We start from the raw sequence: 15,668 nt of genomic DNA, 5'->3' as shown, positions 1-15,668 counted from the left end.
TCACCGCCCTCCCGGCCCCGGCGTCACCGCCGCGGCGGCTCCCCGTCGATCGGGCGCCCGATCACCCCCGGCCGCATCTGCCAGGGCTTGGGGCCCGTGGGCGGCCGGTAGGCGACCCCGAGCGCGTCGAGCCGCCCGTAGTGCGCGGTCATCCGGCGCTCGAAGTCCGCGAAGTCCCGCTCCGCCGGGGCGGGCAGGGCGCTCCAGGCCACCTCGGCGAAGGCGGCGAGCCGGGGGAAGACCTGGTAGTCGACGCGGGCGGAGTTCTCCATCACCTCGGACCAGACATTGGCCTGGGTGCCCAGGACATGCCGGGCCTCCTCCACCGTCAGTTCCTCGGGAACCGGCTCAAACCGGTACACGTTCTCCAGGGTGCGCACGAATCCGATCGGCACCGGCTCATCGGGGCCGCCGTCCTGACGGTGGTCCAGATACACCTGCTGCTCGGGGCACATGACGACATCGTGGCCGGCCCGCGCGGCGGCGATCCCGCCCTCGTAGCCGCGCCAGGAGGAGACCGTGGCGCCCTCGGCGAGGCCGCCCTCCAGGATCTCGTCCCAGCCGACGAGCCGGCGGCCCCGCTCGGCGAGCCAGCGGTCGAAGTGCCGGATGAACCAGGACTGGAGCCCGTCCTCGTCCTTCACCCCGAGTTCCTGGATCCGGGCCTGGGCGAGCGGGGAGTCGCGCCACTGGTCCTTCGGGCATTCGTCCCCGCCGACGTGGATGAACTCGCCGGGGAAGAGTTCCAGGAGTTCCTCGAACACCCCTTCGTAGAAGCGGAGGACGTTGTCAGTGGGGGCGAGTACGTTTTTGGAGACGCCCCAGGTGTCCCAGACGGAGAGGGAGGTGGTGTCGGTGACATCCGTGTTGCCGAGTTCCGGATACGCCGAGATGGCGGCCTGCGAGTGCCCCGGGATGTCGATTTCGGGGACGACGGTGATATGCCGGGCGGCGGCGTAGGCGACGATCTCGCGGATGTCGTCCTGGGTGTAGAAGCCGCCGTGCGGCCGGTCCTCCCACAGCGGTGAGGCGCGGTGCCCCCATTTGGTGCGTGAGCGCCAGGAGGCCACCTCGGTCAGCCTCGGATGGCGCTTGATCTCGACGCGCCAGCCCTGATCGTCCGTCAGATGGAAGTGGAAGACGTTGAGTTTGTGCGCGGCCAGCAGGTCGAGATAGCGCAGCACGCCTTCCTTGGGCATGAAGTGCCGGGCCACGTCGAGCATCATGCCGCGCCAGCGGAAGCGCGGGGCGTCCTCGATCCGGGCCAGCGGGAGCCGCCAGTCGCGGCCGGGCAGCGGGGCGCGCCGGAAGGCGTCCGGGCCGAGCAGTTGCCGCAGGGTCTGCGCCCCGTGGAAGAGCCCGGCGGGGTCCGCGCCGGTCAGTTCCACCCCGTCCGCGGTGATGTCCAGGCGGTAGCCCTCGGCGCCGGGTCCGTCATCCCCCTCACCGATCGCCGGGTCCAGGGAGAGCCGTACGGCGGGGGTGGTGCCGTCGGTGGCCGGGGGGAAGGGCAGGCCGGTCGCGGCGCCCAGTTCGGCGCGCAGCCAGCGGGCCGTGGTCTCCGTCCCCGCGCCCGCGACCAGGGCCGTCCCCGGTCCGAGTGGGAGGGAGCCGTCCCCGTCGGCGGTCACCCGCAGGGGCGCCGGAATCAGTTCCGTCGGCGAAGTCACAGGCACGGAAGCCACAGGCACGGGAGTCCCCTCCAGAGAAGTCGCGGAAGTCGCGGGAGTCGAGGAAAAGGCAGAGGTCTCAGAATTCACGGCGGTCGCATCGGAAGGCACGTCAGAAGTCAACTCCGGGAAGCTCACGGGAAACTCATGGGTACCGGTGGGTCGGTCGGGCCCGGTCGGGCCTGGTCGGGCCCGTTCGGGGTCAGTCCTTGACCGCTCCGCCCAGTCCGGAGACCAGTCGTCGCTGGACCAGGACGAAGAAGACCAGCACCGGAATCGTCATCACGGTGGAGGCGGCCATCACGCCTCCCCAGTCGGGGTCGTCGGGTTTGTAGAAGACCAGCAGGGCCATCGGAAGGGTGGACTGGGAGGTGTCGCTGATGATGAAGGAGCGGGCGAACAGGAAGTCGTTCCAGGTCGAGATGAAGGAGAACACACTCGTCGCCACAAGGCCCGGGAAGACCAGGGGGAAAAGGATCTGCCACATGAATCGCGAGCGGCTCGCCCCGTCCAGATACGCGGCCTCCTCCAGCGCTTCCGGCACCGCTTTCACGAATCCCCTCAGCATCCACACCGCGAAGGGCAGGGAGAAGGCGATGTGCGGCAGGATCAGCGCGCCCAGGGTGTTGAGCTGGCCGAAGTCCCGCATGAGGAAGAACAGGGGGATGGTGAGCGCCTCGATCGGCACCATCTGGGCCACCAGGAACATGATCAGCACGGTGGTCCGGAAGCGGAACTTGAACCGGGTGACGGCGGTCGCCGCGAGAAAGGCGATGAGCGCCGAGGCGATGACGACACAGCTCGCGACGAGCAGGCTGTTGAGGAAATACCGGCCGAATTCCTGCTGCCCGAACACCCGCCGGAAGGAATCCAGCGACGGGGAGAGCGTCCAGGGCCGCGGCTCGGTCGACTCGATCTCGCCGGCCGGTTTGAAGGCGCTCAGCACCATCCAGTACAGCGGGAAGGCGACGGCGACGGCGATCAGCAGCGCGGACGCCTCGGCGGCGAGGCGCCAAGGGCGCCGGGGCCGCCGTATCAGGGAACGCACGACACTCACAGTTCCTCCCCCTGGCGGCGCAGCAGCCGCAGATAGACCAGGGTCACGGCCAGCAGGATCAGCAGCATCACGACGCCGATCGCCGAGCCGAGGCTGTACTGCGAGGACGCGAACGCCTGCTGGTAGGCGTAGACGTTCAAGACCATGTTCTGGCCCGCGATACCGCCGCCGTTGGTCATGACGTAGATCTGGGTGAAGACCTTGAAGTCCCAGATCACCGACTGGATGGTGACGATCACCAGGATCGGGCGGAGCATCGGGGCCGTCACCGAGCGCCAGATCCGCCACTGCGAGGCGCCGTCCAGGGAGGCCGCCTCCAGCACCTCGGTGGGGATGGCGCGGATCCCGGCGTAGACGGTGACCATCACGAACGGGAAGGAGCACCAGACGACTTCGAGGAGCACCAGGAAGAAGGCGCTGTAGCGGCCGTAGGTCCAGGAGTAGTCGCCGAGGCCGAGGATGCGGTTGACCGGGCCGAAGTCCGGGTCGAACAGCAGCAGCCAGACGGTGGAGCCGGTGACCGCCGGGGTCGCCCAGGCGCCCAGCGCGGCCATCATCAGCGCCAGCCGGGGCAGCGCCCGTACCCGGGTGAGGAGCACGGCCAGCGCGCAGCCGACGGCGAGGGTGGAGACCACACAGGCGGCGGCGAAGACCAGGGTGGAGACCAGCACCGTCCAGAACTGCTCGTCGCCGAAGAGTTCCGCGTAGTTGCCGAAGCCCTTGAAGGTGGTCGGTTCACCGCCGCTGACCTGCGCCTGGGTGTACTCCAGGAACGAGATCAGACCGAGCTGGTAGATCGGGTAGACGAGCAGCCCGCCGAGGACGACGAGGGCGGGGGCGAGATAGAGCCAGGGGGTCCAGCCGGACCGGCGTGCGCCCGGACGCCCCGAGGGGCCCGGGGCACGGCCGGCGGTACGGCCGCCGCGGGGGCGCGGGACGCTCTCGGCGTCCCGCACCCGGCCGCGGGGATCGCCCCCTGTCTTACTGGGTGCGCTCACCGGCCGTCACCCCGCGGACGCGAACGACGCGTCCATCTTGTCGGCCGCGTCCGCCGCGGCGCCCTTGACGTCGTTCTTGCCGCTGACGATCTCCTGGAACATGGTCGGCAGGACCTGGGAGGCGTCGATCTCGGCCCAGGCCGGGGAGGCCGGGACGAACTTGGTCTCGGCGGCGAGGGTCTGCACGAAGGGCTCGATGAAGGAGTCCTTGGCGGCGGCCTCGTCGCGGACGTCGGCGTAGGTGGGCAGGAAGCCCATGGCGTCGAAGAGCTGGCCCTGGGTCTGCTTGGAGGCCAGTTCCTGCATCAGGTCGACGGCCAGGGTGCGCTTGGAGGTGCTCTTCAGCACGCCGATGTTGTTGCCGCCCGCGAACGCCGGGGCGATCGAGCCGGACTCCACGCCGGGCAGCGGCACCACCGCGTACTTGCCCTTGACCGCGCCCGCCTCCACGGCCTGGTGGCTGAAGTCGCCGCCGATGGCCATGCCGGCCTTGCCGGAGGCGAAGGCGGTGACGGTGTCGTTGCCGCCGAAGCCGGCGCACTTGGCGGCGGGACAGTTGTCGTCGCCGAACAGCGAGGTGTACGCCTCGATGCCCTTCTGGGCGGCGGCGCTGTCGATGGCGGAGGCGAAGGAGCCGTCCTTGCCGGTGGCGATCTCACCGCCGTTGGCCCAGATGAACGGCATCGCGCCATAGGTGTAGGCGCCGCCGACCGCGAGACCGTACAGGTCCGGCTTCTCCTCGCGGATCTTCTTGGCGGTGGTGATCAGCTCGGCCTGGGTCTTCGGCACCTCCAGACCCAGCTCCTCGAAGACGTCGGTGCGGTAGTAGAGGGCGCGGACGCCGACGAAGAAGGGGGCGCCGTAGACCTTGCCGTCCACGGTGACGGACTGGCGGGCGGTCGGGTCGGCGTCCTTGGCCTCGTCCCAGGCGTCGAACTCGGCGGTGATGTCGGCGAGTCCGCCGTCCTTCACATAGCCCGCGGTGTCGGTGTTGCCGTACTCGATGACATCGGGGGCGCTCTTCGGGTCGTTGAAGGCGGCCTTGATGCGCTGGGCGCGGGTCTCGACGGGGATGTACTCGACGGAGACCTCGGCGCCCTCGTGGGTCTTCTCGAACTCCGCGACGACGGACTCGACGACCTGTTCCTTGGGCTGGTTGTTCACCTCCTGGAAGAGCCAGACCCGCAGGGTGCCGGTCTTCTCGTCCTCGGTGGAGGCGGAGTTGTCGGAGGTCGACGGGGCGCAGGCGGCGCCCGCCAGCAGGGCGGGGACGACCAGCAGGGAGGCCATACGGACGGACAGCTTCATGGAGTTGCTCCTCCGGGAGTGCGTTGCATCGTTGCAACATGCGCAATGCCTGTTTCGCTGTGCACAACACCCGGAGGTTAAGGAGTGGATGAATGGACTTACAAGAGGTCTCAACCACTCTGTGACCGGGCGACGCATTCCCTGCAACGGCCACCCCTCGGACAGAACGCACAAAAGCCCCCGAAGTGTGCCGGAACACACCTCAGGGGCCTCTGTTCGTCCACGGACGCCCCGACCGGGGCCGGGGGCGTACCGGGGGGGGACTACCGGGGAACTACCGGGGGACTACTTCTTGCCGCCGCCCTTGCCGCCCTTACCACCCTTGCCGTCGTCCCCGCCGGCGCCCATGGACTCGTAGATCTCCTTGCACATGGGACAGACGGGGTACTTCTTGGGGTCGCGGCCCGGCACCCAGACCTTGCCGCACAGCGCCACGACGGGGGTCCCGTCGAGGGCGCTCGCCATGATCTTGTCCTTCTGGACGTAGTGGGCGAAGCGCTCGTGGTCACCGTCGCCGTGGGAGGTCTGCGGCGTCGGCTCTACGAGGGTCCCCGTACCAGTCCCGCGCTCGGGCTCAAGAGTGCTCATAAGGACCAAGAGTACTGAAGCTCACACCGTTCGGTCCGGTGACGTCCCCCGGGCCGCGCACGGGTCGGCCGGCCCGGCCCGGCTCAGTTCAGCGACGGATCGTCCGGGTACGTGGCCACCATCGCCAGCTCGTTGCGCTGGCGGCGCAGCACCTCGCGCCACAGCCGCTCCGGCTCCGGCGAGGAGACGTCCCCGGGCTCGGACTCGACGACGTACCAGGCGCCCTCGGCCAGCTCGTTCTCCAGTTGGCCGGGGCCCCACCCCGCGTATCCGGCGAAGATCCTGAGCGAGCCGAGGGCGGCGGCCAGCAGCTCCGGCGGGGCCTCCAGATCGACCAGGCCGATCGCGCCGTGCACCCGGCGCCAGCCCAGCGGCGCCCGTTCGGCCGAACCACCGCCCGGGATCACGGCGACACCGAGCGCCGAGTCCAGCGAGACCGGGCCGCCCTGGAAGACGACACCGGGCTCACCCGCGAGGCCGGCCCAGTTCTCCAGGATGTCGCCGACCCCCACCGGGGTGGGCCGGTTGAGGACGACACCGAGCGAGCCCTCCTCGTCGTGGTCGAGGAGCAGCACGACCGCGCGGTCGAAGTTCGGGTCCGCCAGGGCGGGCGTGGCCACGAGCAGCCGCCCTGTGAGCGAGGACACCTCGGTCATGCCTGACATGATCCCGCATCTTCCTGTCACGTGGGGAGGCAATGGCGCCGCGCGGGAGAGAGCAGGCCCGGGGCGGAAGGGAGCGTCCCCGGCGCACGGACGGGGCCGCTCCGCCCGAGCCGGACGGTGACCCCATGTGCCCGGCCGGGCGCGGTTCGTGTTGTGACACAGCTATGACAGGGCTGGGGCGCCCCACGGCTTACGGGAGGGGGGCCGACGGCGATTAGTCTGTGTCTCCGGCCCACCCGCACTCCACGGAACGCGAGATTCATGACCGTCAACGACGATGTCCTGCTGGTCCACGGCGGCACCCCGCTCCAGGGCGAGATCCGGGTCCGCGGCGCGAAGAACCTGGTGCCGAAGGCCATGGTGGCCGCGCTGCTGGGTGGTGAGCCGAGTCGGCTGCGCAATGTCCCGGACATCCGTGATGTCCGGGTCGTCCGGGGCCTGTTGCAGTTGCACGGGGTGACGGTCCGGCCCGGCGAGGAGCCCGGTGAGCTGGTCCTCGACCCGACGCACGTCGAGAGTGCGAACGTGGCCGACATCGACGCCCACGCGGGGTCGTCGCGCATCCCGATCCTGTTCTGCGGACCGCTGCTGCACCGCCTCGGCCACGCCTTCATCCCGGGCCTCGGCGGCTGCGACATCGGCGGCCGGCCCATCGACTTCCACTTCGACGTACTGCGGCAGTTCGGCGCGACGATCGAGAAGCGCGCGGACGGCCAGTACCTGGAGGCCCCGAAGGGGCTGCGCGGGACGAAGATCCGGCTGCCGTACCCGTCCGTCGGCACGACCGAACAGGTGCTGCTGACCGCCGTGCTGGCGGAGGGCGTGACCGAACTCTCCAACGCGGCCGTGGAACCGGAGATCGAGGACCTGATCTGCGTCCTCCAGAAGATGGGCGCCATCATCGGCGTCGACACCGACCGCACGATCCGCATCACCGGGGTCGACAAGCTCGGCGGCTACACCCACCGGGCCCTGCCGGACCGGCTGGAGGCCGCGTCCTGGGCGTCGGCGGCGCTGGCCACCGAGGGCGACATCTACGTCCGCGGCGCGCAGCAGCGTTCGATGATGACGTTCCTCAACACCTACCGGAAGGTGGGCGGGGCCTTCCAGATCGACGACGAGGGCATCCGCTTCTGGCACCCCGGCGGACGGCTGAAGTCCATCGCGCTGGAGACCGATGTCCACCCCGGCTTCCAGACCGACTGGCAGCAGCCGCTGGTGGTCGCGCTGACCCAGGCCACGGGTCTGTCCATCATCCACGAGACGGTGTACGAGTCCCGGCTCGGCTTCACCTCCGCGCTGAACCAGATGGGCGCGCACATCCAGCTCTACCGCGAGTGCCTCGGCGGCTCCGACTGCCGCTTCGGTCAGCGCAACTTCCTGCACTCGGCGGTCGTCTCCGGGCCCACCGCCCTCCAGGGCGGCGACCTGGTCATCCCCGACCTGCGCGGCGGCTTCTCGTATCTGATCGCCGCCCTGGCGGCCCAGGGCACGTCCCGCGTCCACGGGATCGACCTCATCAACCGGGGCTACGAGAACTTCATGGAGAAGTTGATGGAGCTGGGGGCCAAGGTGGAACTCCCGGGCAAGCCGCTCGGCTGATCCCGGTACGCCAATGGGCGGTCACCCATCCGGGGTGACCGCCCATCAACGTCTACTGCAACGCCCTCGACAAGGGGCGCCAGGAACTGCGCCACCAGCCGCAGCGGGCCCGCGGACGCCAACGGCGCCCGACCCCGGCGGCGACAGCGTGCCCTTACTTGCCCTTGGCCGCTTCCTTGAGCTTGGAGCCCGCCGAGACCTTCACGCTGTACCCGGCCGGGATCTGGATCGGGTCACCGGTCTGCGGGTTGCGGGCGGTGCGAGCCGCACGGTGGGTGCGCTCGAAGGTCAGGAAGCCGGGAATGGTGACCTTCTCGTCGCCCTTGGAGACGATGTCGCCCACCACCTCGGCGAAAGCGGCCAGCACGGCGTCGGCGTCCTTGCGGGTCACCTCGGCGCGGTCGGCCAGGGCGGCCACCAGCTCACTGCGGTTCATGTTGTTACTCCCGTGTTCATCTTGCCGTTGAGGCGTGCCATACGGCGGAGCCGCATATTGGGCACAGCGAAGCCGATGCTGCCAGGGCCCTCGGACGATCCCCGCACCCGGGGTCCGCCCTCGGACGCTCGCGCCCAGGGACGCATCCTGCCCCTACCTGCGGCGGGAATGCCAATCCGGCACCCGCTCGCGTCGTGAGAACACCCTGGGGAGTCACACGAAAAGAGGGCCTGAGCCTGGCGACACCCTAGATGCCCCTCGACGCCGGTCGGTTCCGCGACGCGCCGGGGCCGGGGCCCGCACGGCGATGCGCACAGGCCCTTCACAGCCCGTCCGGCACCGCCCGCGGCCCCCGCTCCGCACCGCCAGCCTACGACGCCGCTCCGGCCGCCGCCTTCGCGGCCTCCCGTACCGCCCCGGCCACCGACGAGGCGACCTTGTCGTTGAAGACGCTGGGGACGATGTAGTTCGGGTTCAGCTCGTCCTCGGTGACGACATCCGCGAGGGCCTTCGCCGCCGCAAGCATCATGTCGGTGTTCACCGTCCTGGACTGCGCGTCCAGCAGACCGCGGAAGACACCCGGGAAGACCAGCACATTGTTGATCTGGTTGGGGAAGTCGGAGCGGCCGGTGGCCACCACCGCGGCCGTCTCCCGGGCCACCGAGGGCTCGACCTCGGGGTCCGGGTTCGCGAGCGCGAACACGATCGCGTTGTCCGCCATGGCCGCCACGTCGTCCCCGTCCAGCACGTTCGGGGCGGAGACGCCGATGAAGACGTCCGCACCGCGCACGGCCTCCTTGAGGGTGCCGGTGAGGTGCTCGGGGTTGGTGTTCTCGGCGATCCAGCGCAGCGGCGAGTCGGCGGCGGCGTCCACCAGGTCCGCGCGCCCGGCGTGCACCACACCGTGGATGTCGGCGACCACCGCGTTCTTCACCCCGGCGGCCAGCAGCAGCTTCAGGATGGCCGTACCGGCCGCGCCCGCGCCGGACATGACGACCCGTACGTTCTCGATGCCCTTGCCGACCACGCGCAGGGCGTTGGTGAGCGCGGCGAGGACGACGATGGCGGTGCCGTGCTGGTCGTCGTGGAAGACGGGGATGTCGAGGGCCTCGCGCAGCCGGGCCTCGATCTCGAAGCAGCGCGGCGCGGAGATGTCCTCCAGGTTGATGCCGGCGAAGCCCGGGGCGATGGCCTTGACGATCTCCACGATGGCGTCGGTGTCCTGGGTGTCCAGGCACAGCGGCCAGGCGTCGATCCCGGCGAACCGCTTGAACAGGGCCGCCTTGCCCTCCATCACCGGCAGCGCGGCCTTGGGGCCGATGTTGCCGAGGCCCAGCACCGCCGAGCCGTCCGTCACGACCGCAACCGAGTTGCGCTTGATGGTGAGGCGGCGGGCGTCCTCGGGGTTCTCGGCGATGGCCATGCACACCCGGGCGACCCCCGGGGTGTAGATCATCGACAGGTCGTCACGGTTGCGGATGGGGTGCTTGGACTGCATCTCGATCTTGCCGCCGAGGTGCATCAGGAAGGTCCGGTCGGAGACCTTGCCCAGGGTGACGCCCTCGATACCGCGCAACTGCTGCACGATCTGGTCGGCGTGCGCGGTGGACGTGGCCGCGATCGTGACGTCGATCCGGAGCTTCTCGTGCCCGGAGGCGGTGACGTCGAGGCCGGTGACCGAGCCTCCGGAGGACTCCACGGCGGTGGTGAGCTGCGAGACGGCCGTTCCGCTCGCGGGCACCTCCAGCCGGATGGTCATCGAGTAGGAGACGCTGGGCGCCGTAGCCATGGCCGACTTCCTCTGCTTTCACGGTCTCGCCGATTCGTGCCGTCCGATCGTCGCACCTACCGCCGAGTACGTGCCAGCCGCCCCGGGTTGCGCTCATTGAGTTCACGACAGACCCGGACGGCCGAACGACAGGCCCCATTCTAAGGGCCCGGGAGATTGGAACGGAAAAAAACTTCCACTATACGAGAAGAGACGAGAAAGCCTACGGGACCCGGTGAGCCGGTCACAACAAAGGAGGTCCACGTCACATGAGTGACGTGGACCTCCTTGTGGAGTCAGTGACACCGACCCGCCATGCTCGCCTCGCGGCAAGTGGTCGCTCGTAGCGACGAAGGTTGGGCCCGGGGGCTTGGATCGGGCCGGTGTCACGTCCAGGCTAACAAACCGATCCCGTACGGCCATTCCCGCACCGCGGGTTCCTTTCCGCGCCGCCCCCGATCGGCCGCGCGGGGGCGGTCGGGCGGGGGCGGTCGGGCGGGGGCGGTCGGCCGGTCAGTCGCGCAGCAGGTCCGGGACGCCGGAGGCGTCGGGCTCGTCGCGGTCCTGGGAGACCACCGTGAGCTGCTGGGTGGCCCGGGTCAGGGCGACGTACAGGACCCGGAGCCCGGCCGGGGACTCGTCGGCGATCTCGGCCGGGGAGACCACCACCGTGGCGTCGTACTCCAGGCCCTTGGCCTCCAGGCTGCCGAGGGCGACCACCCGGTCGCCGAGCCCGGCGAGCCAGCGGCGGGCCTCCTCGCGCCGGTTCATCGCGACGACCACCCCGACCGTGCCGTCGACCTGCTCCAGCAGGGACTCGGCCGCCGCCCGGACCGTCCGGCCGAGGCCGTCGCGGACGACGGTGAAGCGGGGGACGACGCCGGTGGAGCGGACCGCGGTCGGGGACTCGGCGCCGGGCATGGCCAGGGCGAGGATCCGGGCGGCCAGCTCGGCGATCTCGGCGGGGTTGCGGTAGTTCACGGTGAGCCGGAAGCGGCGCCCCCGGGAGAAGCGGCCGGTGCCCCCCGTCGAGGGCAGGGCCTCGTCACGGGCGTGCGTGGCCTCGTCCGGGTCGGACCAGGAGGACTGGGCCGGGTCGCCGACCACCGTCCAGGTGGCGGTACGGCCGCGGCGGCCCAGCATCCGCCACTGCATCGGGGTGACGTCCTGGGCCTCGTCCACGATGACGTGCGCGTACTCGGTGCGTTCCTGGGCCAGCCGCTCGGCGCGCTCGCGCCGGGACTCCTCGCGCACCGGCATCAGCTCCTCCAGGCCGGTGAGCTGGTCCAGCGGGTCCGGCTCGCGCTGCTTCCGGGGGCGGGCGGGGGCGCCCAGGATGGCCTGGAGCTCGTCCAGCAGGGCGATGTCGTGCACGGTGAGGCCGTCGCGCTGGAGCGAGCGGGCGACCCGGCGGACCTCGCCGGGGGTGAGGATCCGCCGGGCCCAGCGGCCGAGCCGGCGCTCGTCGGCCATCGCGGCGAGCACCCCGCGCGGGGTCAGCTCGGGCCACCAGGCGTCCAGGAAGGCGATGAAGGCGTCCTCGGTGAGGAGGTCCTCGTCGAAGGAGGCGCGCAGCTCGGCGGCCAGCTCCGGGTCGGAGTGCCGGGTTCCGGCGCCGGAGCGCTCCCAGAGGGCGTCGAGCAGGAGCTTGCGGGCGCGGGGGCGCAGGAGGTTCACGGGGGCGGTGCCGCTGAGGGCGGTGTGGCGGATGCGCTCCAGCGCCGGGGCCTCCAGCTCCAGACGGCGGCCGAAGGCGACGACGCGCAGGCGGGTGGGGGGTGCGGTGGGGCGGGGGGTGACGGGGGTGTCCTCGTCGTCGCCGAAGGCGAGCTGTTCGGAGGGGGCGGGGGCGGGGGTCTGGGGGGTGCGGCCCTGTTCCAGGGCGCCCCGGGCCGCCTTCCGCAGCACCTTCAGCATCCGGTACGAGCCCTTGGCGCGGGCGACGGCCGGGGTGTCGTAGAGGGTGGCCTCGGCGCCGTCGACCAGGGAGCCGATGGCGCGGATGGCGACCTGGCCCTCCTCGCCGAGGGAGGGCAGCACGCCCTCGGTGTACGCGACCAGCAGCGGGGTCGGGGAGACGATCAGGATGCCGCCCGCGTACCGGCGCCGGTCCTGGTAGAGGAGGTAGGCGGCGCGGTGCAGGGCGACGGCGGTCTTGCCGGTGCCGGGGCCGCCCTCGACATAGGTCACGGAGGCGGCGGGGGCGCGGATGACCAGGTCCTGCTCGGCCTGGATGGAGGCGACGATGTCCCGCATGGTGTGGCCGCGGGCCTGGCCGAGGGCGGCCATCAGGGCGCCGTCGCCGATCACCGCGAGTTCCCGGCCGTCCAGGGACGCGGTCAGCTCGGGGCGCATCAGATCGTCCTCGACGCTGATCACCCGGCGGCCCTTGGAGCGGATCACCCGGCGCCGGACCACCCGGCCGGGGTCGACCGGCGTGGAGCGGTAGAAGGGGGCGGCGGCGGGTGCCCGCCAGTCGATGACCAGCGGGGCGTAGTCCTCGTCGAGCACCCCGATGCGGCCGATGTGCAGGGTCTCGGCGATATCGGCGGTGCGGTCGTCGCGGATGGCGCCCTCGGCGGGCTCGAGGGCGGTGTAGGCGCCGTCCGGGCCCTTCTTGCCGTCCTTGCCGGCCAGCAGGTCGATCCGGCCGAAGAGGAAGTCCTCGAACTCGTTGTTCAGCCTGCTCAGGTGCACTCCGGCGCGGTAGACCTGGGCGTCCCGCTCGGCGAGCGCGCCGGGGGTGCCGACCTGGCCGCCGCGGCCCGCGTCCCGCATCAGCAGTTCGGCCTCGTGGATCTTCTCCTCCAGGCGCCGGTACACCCGGTCCAGATGTGTCTGTTCGACACCGATCTCCCGGTCCCTGAGGGAGTCGAGCGCGGATTCCTGTTGCGCCTGAGCGGCCACCGGGCCCCCTTCTGACGTGCTGGGCAGCCGTTAACCGTACGCGACGCGGGCGGGGAAAGGCTACGGGCCCGCCCGGCCGATCACACCGGACGGGCGGGACGCGGCCACGTCACCTGTTCGGCGGCGCGCCGGGACGCCGTCCCTGGGCGTCCCTGGGCATCCCCGGGTCCCGGCCCAGACGTCGCCTGTCCGGCCGCGCCGGGCCACCGTCCCCGGGCGTCCCCGGGCCCTGGGCCCCGGGCCCCGGCTCAGACGTCGATCTCCACCAGCTTCTCGCCGTCGAGGGTGACGACCTCGAAGCGGTCGATCTCGCCCGGCTTGAAGGCGGCGCCGCTCTGGATGTAGAGCGGATTCCTGGCCTGCTCGCTCTGGGCGCCCTCGATGCCGTAGCCCCACTCGGGGACGGACCAGGTGCTCATCGACTCGCGCTCGCCGTTCTCGCCGACGGCGATCAGGGAGCACTTGAGCGGGCCCTTGACGTTCTTCAGCTCCAGGACGCCATCGGTACCCCACGCCTTCTCCTGCATCGCGACCGTGGCACCGACCCCGCTGTCGGGATCGGTCGCGGAGGCGCGGTCGGGCATGGTGTCGAACGCGGTCTTCGCCGGGCTGGCCGCCGCCTCGACGGTGGGGCTCGGGGAGCCGCCGCCCTCGCTGCCGCCGTTGGTGGCCACGGCGACGAAGGGGCCGCCCACGATCAGCGCGGCGGCGGCGGCCACCATGTAGAAGGAGCGGCGGCGCTTCTGCGCCCGGCGTTCGGCGACCTCGTCGACCAGCTTCTCGGCGAGCCTCGGGGAGGGCCGCGCGGAGAGCGACTCGCCGATCGCGGGGGTGCCGGTGCCGGGCAGGTCGGCGAGGGCGGCCAGCATGGGTTCCATGCCCGCCAGTTCGTCCAGTTGCTGCGCACACCATTCGCAGCCGGCGAGATGCGCCTCGAACGCGGTCGCCTCCGCGTCGTCAAGGATGCCGAGAGCGTAGGCGCCGACGGTCTCGTGCTCGTTCGGGCCCGCTGTTCCCTGCTGCATGGAGCCAGACATACCCGGGCCCCCTGTTCCGTATCCCCCGTAAGTGTTCATCACGCCGTCACCCCCCGCTCCTCCAGTGCCAGCTTCATCGAGCGCAGGGCGTAGAACACCCTGGACCGCACCGTGCCGCTGGGTATCCCCAGAGTCTCGGCCGCCTCATTGACGGTACGCCCCTTGAAGTACGTCTCGACCAGCACCTCCCGGTGGGCCGGGGTCAGGTCGTCGAGGGCGTCGGACAGCGTCATCAGCCACAGCGCCTTGTCGATCTCGTCCTCCGCGGGGATGACCTCCAGCGGCGACGGATCGACCTCCTGCGGCCGGGCCTGCCGGCTGCGGTGGCCGTCGATGACGATGCGGCGCGCGACCGTCACCAGCCAGGGGCGTACCGATCCGGTCGCTCGGTTGAGCTGACCGGCGTTCTTCCAGGCACGGATGAGCGTTTCCTGCACCACGTCCTCGGCCCGCTGCCGGTCGCCCGCGACCAGGCGCAGCACATAGGCCAGCAGCGGTCCGGCGTGCTCGCGGTACAGCGCGCGCATCAGCTCCTCGTCCGGCTCCGAGGGCTGGGACATGCGATGTCGGGCCCTCGATCCACGTTCATTGGCCACGGCCGCATCCTTGCGCACGCCCACCTCCGGTGTCCGGGGGTTCCCCCGAGTCGGTCGCTCGACACCGGGTACGGACTCCGGGGGGCCGGTGTTCAAAGGGGAGTCACGGTTTCCGCGCGCCGCGGTGACGACCGGGACATGAGCCCACATTCCCACCGCGTGACCTTTACATTTCCCACACAGCGACAAGGGCGGGGCTGGTACCCGCGAACTCCGGTGGGGAAACGGGGTGTTGCGGGGTGTTGCGTATCTCACAGTGGGAAGGGGCGGGGGGCTTGGGGTCGGCGGGGTCTGGGGTCGGCGGGGCTTGGGGTGGGGAGGGCCCGGGACCGGGAAGGGCTCGCGTCCGGCTACGCCCGTGCCAGCGCCGCCGCCCGGCGCCGGTGCCGGGCCACCCGCTCGCGGTTGCCGCACACCTCGCTGGAGCACCAGCGGCGCCGGCGGCCCCGGGAGGTGTCCAGATAGACGACGGGACAGTTGTCGCCCGCGCACTGCCGCAGCCCGGCCCGCGCCACCGGGTCGGTGAGCAGTTCCACCGCGTCCCGCGCCAGCGCCGCGAGCAGTTCGGCGCACTCGGGCGGACCCGCCAGCTCCCGTACGAGGTCCCCGTCGGCGGCGCGGACGGCGCGCGGTGCCGGGGGCGCGGCGGCGCGGGCGAGGGTGTTGACCCTGATCAGGGAGGCGGCGACGGTCCGGGGGCCGGGGGCCAGGCGGGAGCGGACCAGCGCGTCGAGATGGGCCCGGAGTTCGCGGAAGGCCGGTGGCCAGGCGGCGTCGGCATGGGTGAGGGGGGTGCCGGGCGGGACCAGGCCGGAGCCGGTGATCCAGGCGCGGAGTTCGGTGAGGGAGCCGAGCCGTTCCGCGGGGTGGGTGGTCGCGAGGAGATCGAGGGAGAGACGTCCTGTGTCGAACCGCGGCTCGTAGCGGGCCGTGGCCGTACCGAGTGCCATGTGCCTGTCACCGCCTAGGGGTTGCCCTGGGGAGCGCGGCACGGGGAGGCCGCGGGAGAGGGGGAACCGTTCCTCTTACAGTGCCT

The 15,668-nt window shown here is 71.2% G+C and carries 13 protein-coding genes; 1 reads left to right on the top strand and 12 read right to left on the bottom strand.

Features of this window, described 5'->3' with window-relative positions:
* Positions 1-23: 23 nt before the first annotated feature.
* From AB0O01_RS26040 to AB0O01_RS26015, 6 genes are all read right to left on the bottom strand, one after another.
* A complete protein-coding gene (locus tag AB0O01_RS26040) occupies positions 24-1,649 on the bottom strand; it encodes a beta-N-acetylhexosaminidase (RefSeq protein ID WP_365317249.1) in 1,626 nt (541 codons plus the stop codon).
* A gap of 223 nt (positions 1,650-1,872) precedes the next feature.
* Positions 1,873-2,727 carry a carbohydrate ABC transporter permease gene (locus AB0O01_RS26035; RefSeq protein ID WP_365316982.1) on the bottom strand — a complete coding sequence of 285 codons (855 nt, stop codon included), beginning with the start codon at positions 2,725-2,727 and terminating at the stop codon, positions 1,873-1,875.
* Positions 2,724-3,725: a sugar ABC transporter permease gene (locus tag AB0O01_RS26030; protein WP_365316981.1), complete on the bottom strand. Its 1,002-nt coding sequence runs from the start codon at positions 3,723-3,725 to the stop codon at positions 2,724-2,726. The genes AB0O01_RS26035 and AB0O01_RS26030 overlap by 4 nt, the downstream gene beginning before the upstream one ends.
* Before the next feature lie 6 nt (positions 3,726-3,731).
* Complete coding sequence (locus AB0O01_RS26025; RefSeq protein ID WP_365316979.1) at positions 3,732-5,033, bottom strand: extracellular solute-binding protein; 1,302 nt, start codon at positions 5,031-5,033, stop codon at positions 3,732-3,734.
* Between the two features lie 285 nt (positions 5,034-5,318).
* Positions 5,319-5,621, bottom strand: a complete 303-nt coding sequence (locus AB0O01_RS26020; protein WP_355738500.1) for a DUF3039 domain-containing protein — start codon at positions 5,619-5,621, stop codon at positions 5,319-5,321.
* 83 nt (positions 5,622-5,704) lie between these two features.
* Positions 5,705-6,277 carry a YqgE/AlgH family protein gene (locus AB0O01_RS26015; RefSeq protein WP_365316978.1) on the bottom strand — a complete coding sequence of 191 codons (573 nt, stop codon included), beginning with the start codon at positions 6,275-6,277 and terminating at the stop codon, positions 5,705-5,707.
* A 270-nt stretch (positions 6,278-6,547) separates the two neighbouring features.
* Between AB0O01_RS26015 and murA the strand changes: the two genes are divergently transcribed.
* Entirely contained in the window at positions 6,548-7,888 is a 1,341-nt protein-coding gene (gene murA, locus AB0O01_RS26010) for a UDP-N-acetylglucosamine 1-carboxyvinyltransferase (protein ID WP_365316976.1), read from the top strand.
* Positions 7,889-8,042: 154 nt separating this feature from the next.
* Here murA and AB0O01_RS26005 read toward each other — a convergent pair whose 3' ends face one another.
* The 6 genes from AB0O01_RS26005 to AB0O01_RS25980 all read right to left on the bottom strand — a co-directional run bounded on the left by AB0O01_RS26005 (position 8,043) and on the right by AB0O01_RS25980 (position 15,582).
* Positions 8,043-8,324, bottom strand: a complete 282-nt coding sequence (locus AB0O01_RS26005; protein ID WP_004000874.1) for an HU family DNA-binding protein — start codon at positions 8,322-8,324, stop codon at positions 8,043-8,045.
* A gap of 370 nt (positions 8,325-8,694) precedes the next feature.
* Positions 8,695-10,113, bottom strand: a complete 1,419-nt coding sequence (locus AB0O01_RS26000; RefSeq protein WP_365316974.1) for an NAD-dependent malic enzyme — start codon at positions 10,111-10,113, stop codon at positions 8,695-8,697.
* 492 nt (positions 10,114-10,605) lie between these two features.
* On the bottom strand, positions 10,606-12,999 hold the full coding sequence (locus AB0O01_RS25995; protein WP_365316972.1) for a UvrD-helicase domain-containing protein: 2,394 nt from the start codon (positions 12,997-12,999) through the stop codon (positions 10,606-10,608).
* A gap of 248 nt (positions 13,000-13,247) precedes the next feature.
* Positions 13,248-14,024 carry a zf-HC2 domain-containing protein gene (locus tag AB0O01_RS25990; RefSeq protein WP_365316971.1) on the bottom strand — a complete coding sequence of 259 codons (777 nt, stop codon included), beginning with the start codon at positions 14,022-14,024 and terminating at the stop codon, positions 13,248-13,250.
* A 50-nt stretch (positions 14,025-14,074) separates the two neighbouring features.
* Positions 14,075-14,596: a sigma-70 family RNA polymerase sigma factor gene (locus AB0O01_RS25985; protein WP_010039908.1), complete on the bottom strand. Its 522-nt coding sequence runs from the start codon at positions 14,594-14,596 to the stop codon at positions 14,075-14,077.
* Between the two features lie 386 nt (positions 14,597-14,982).
* Positions 14,983-15,582, bottom strand: coding sequence for a CGNR zinc finger domain-containing protein (locus AB0O01_RS25980; RefSeq protein WP_365316969.1), 600 nt, complete (start codon positions 15,580-15,582; stop codon positions 14,983-14,985).
* Positions 15,583-15,668: the final 86 nt, after the last annotated feature.

The sequence above is a fragment of the Streptomyces sp. NPDC093252 genome, assembly GCF_040683675.1.
Classification (GTDB): domain Bacteria; phylum Actinomycetota; class Actinomycetes; order Streptomycetales; family Streptomycetaceae; genus Streptomyces.
This window is presented reverse-complemented; position numbering and strand designations above follow the sequence as displayed.

Coding starts and splice junctions, on each gene's coding strand:
- AB0O01_RS26005 (WP_004000874.1), bottom strand. CDS start 8,324: ATGAACCGCAGTGAGCTGGTGGCCGCCCTGGCCGACCGCGCCGAGGTG.
- murA (WP_365316976.1), top strand. CDS start 6,548: ATGACCGTCAACGACGATGTCCTGCTGGTCCACGGCGGCACCCCGCTC.
- AB0O01_RS26000 (WP_365316974.1), bottom strand. CDS start 10,113: ATGGCTACGGCGCCCAGCGTCTCCTACTCGATGACCATCCGGCTGGAG.
- AB0O01_RS25990 (WP_365316971.1), bottom strand. CDS start 14,024: ATGCAGCAGGGAACAGCGGGCCCGAACGAGCACGAGACCGTCGGCGCC.
- AB0O01_RS25985 (WP_010039908.1), bottom strand. CDS start 14,596: ATGTCCCAGCCCTCGGAGCCGGACGAGGAGCTGATGCGCGCGCTGTAC.
- AB0O01_RS26020 (WP_355738500.1), bottom strand. CDS start 5,621: ATGAGCACTCTTGAGCCCGAGCGCGGGACTGGTACGGGGACCCTCGTA.
- AB0O01_RS26025 (WP_365316979.1), bottom strand. CDS start 5,033: ATGAAGCTGTCCGTCCGTATGGCCTCCCTGCTGGTCGTCCCCGCCCTG.
- AB0O01_RS25980 (WP_365316969.1), bottom strand. CDS start 15,582: ATGGCACTCGGTACGGCCACGGCCCGCTACGAGCCGCGGTTCGACACA.
- AB0O01_RS26015 (WP_365316978.1), bottom strand. CDS start 6,277: ATGACCGAGGTGTCCTCGCTCACAGGGCGGCTGCTCGTGGCCACGCCC.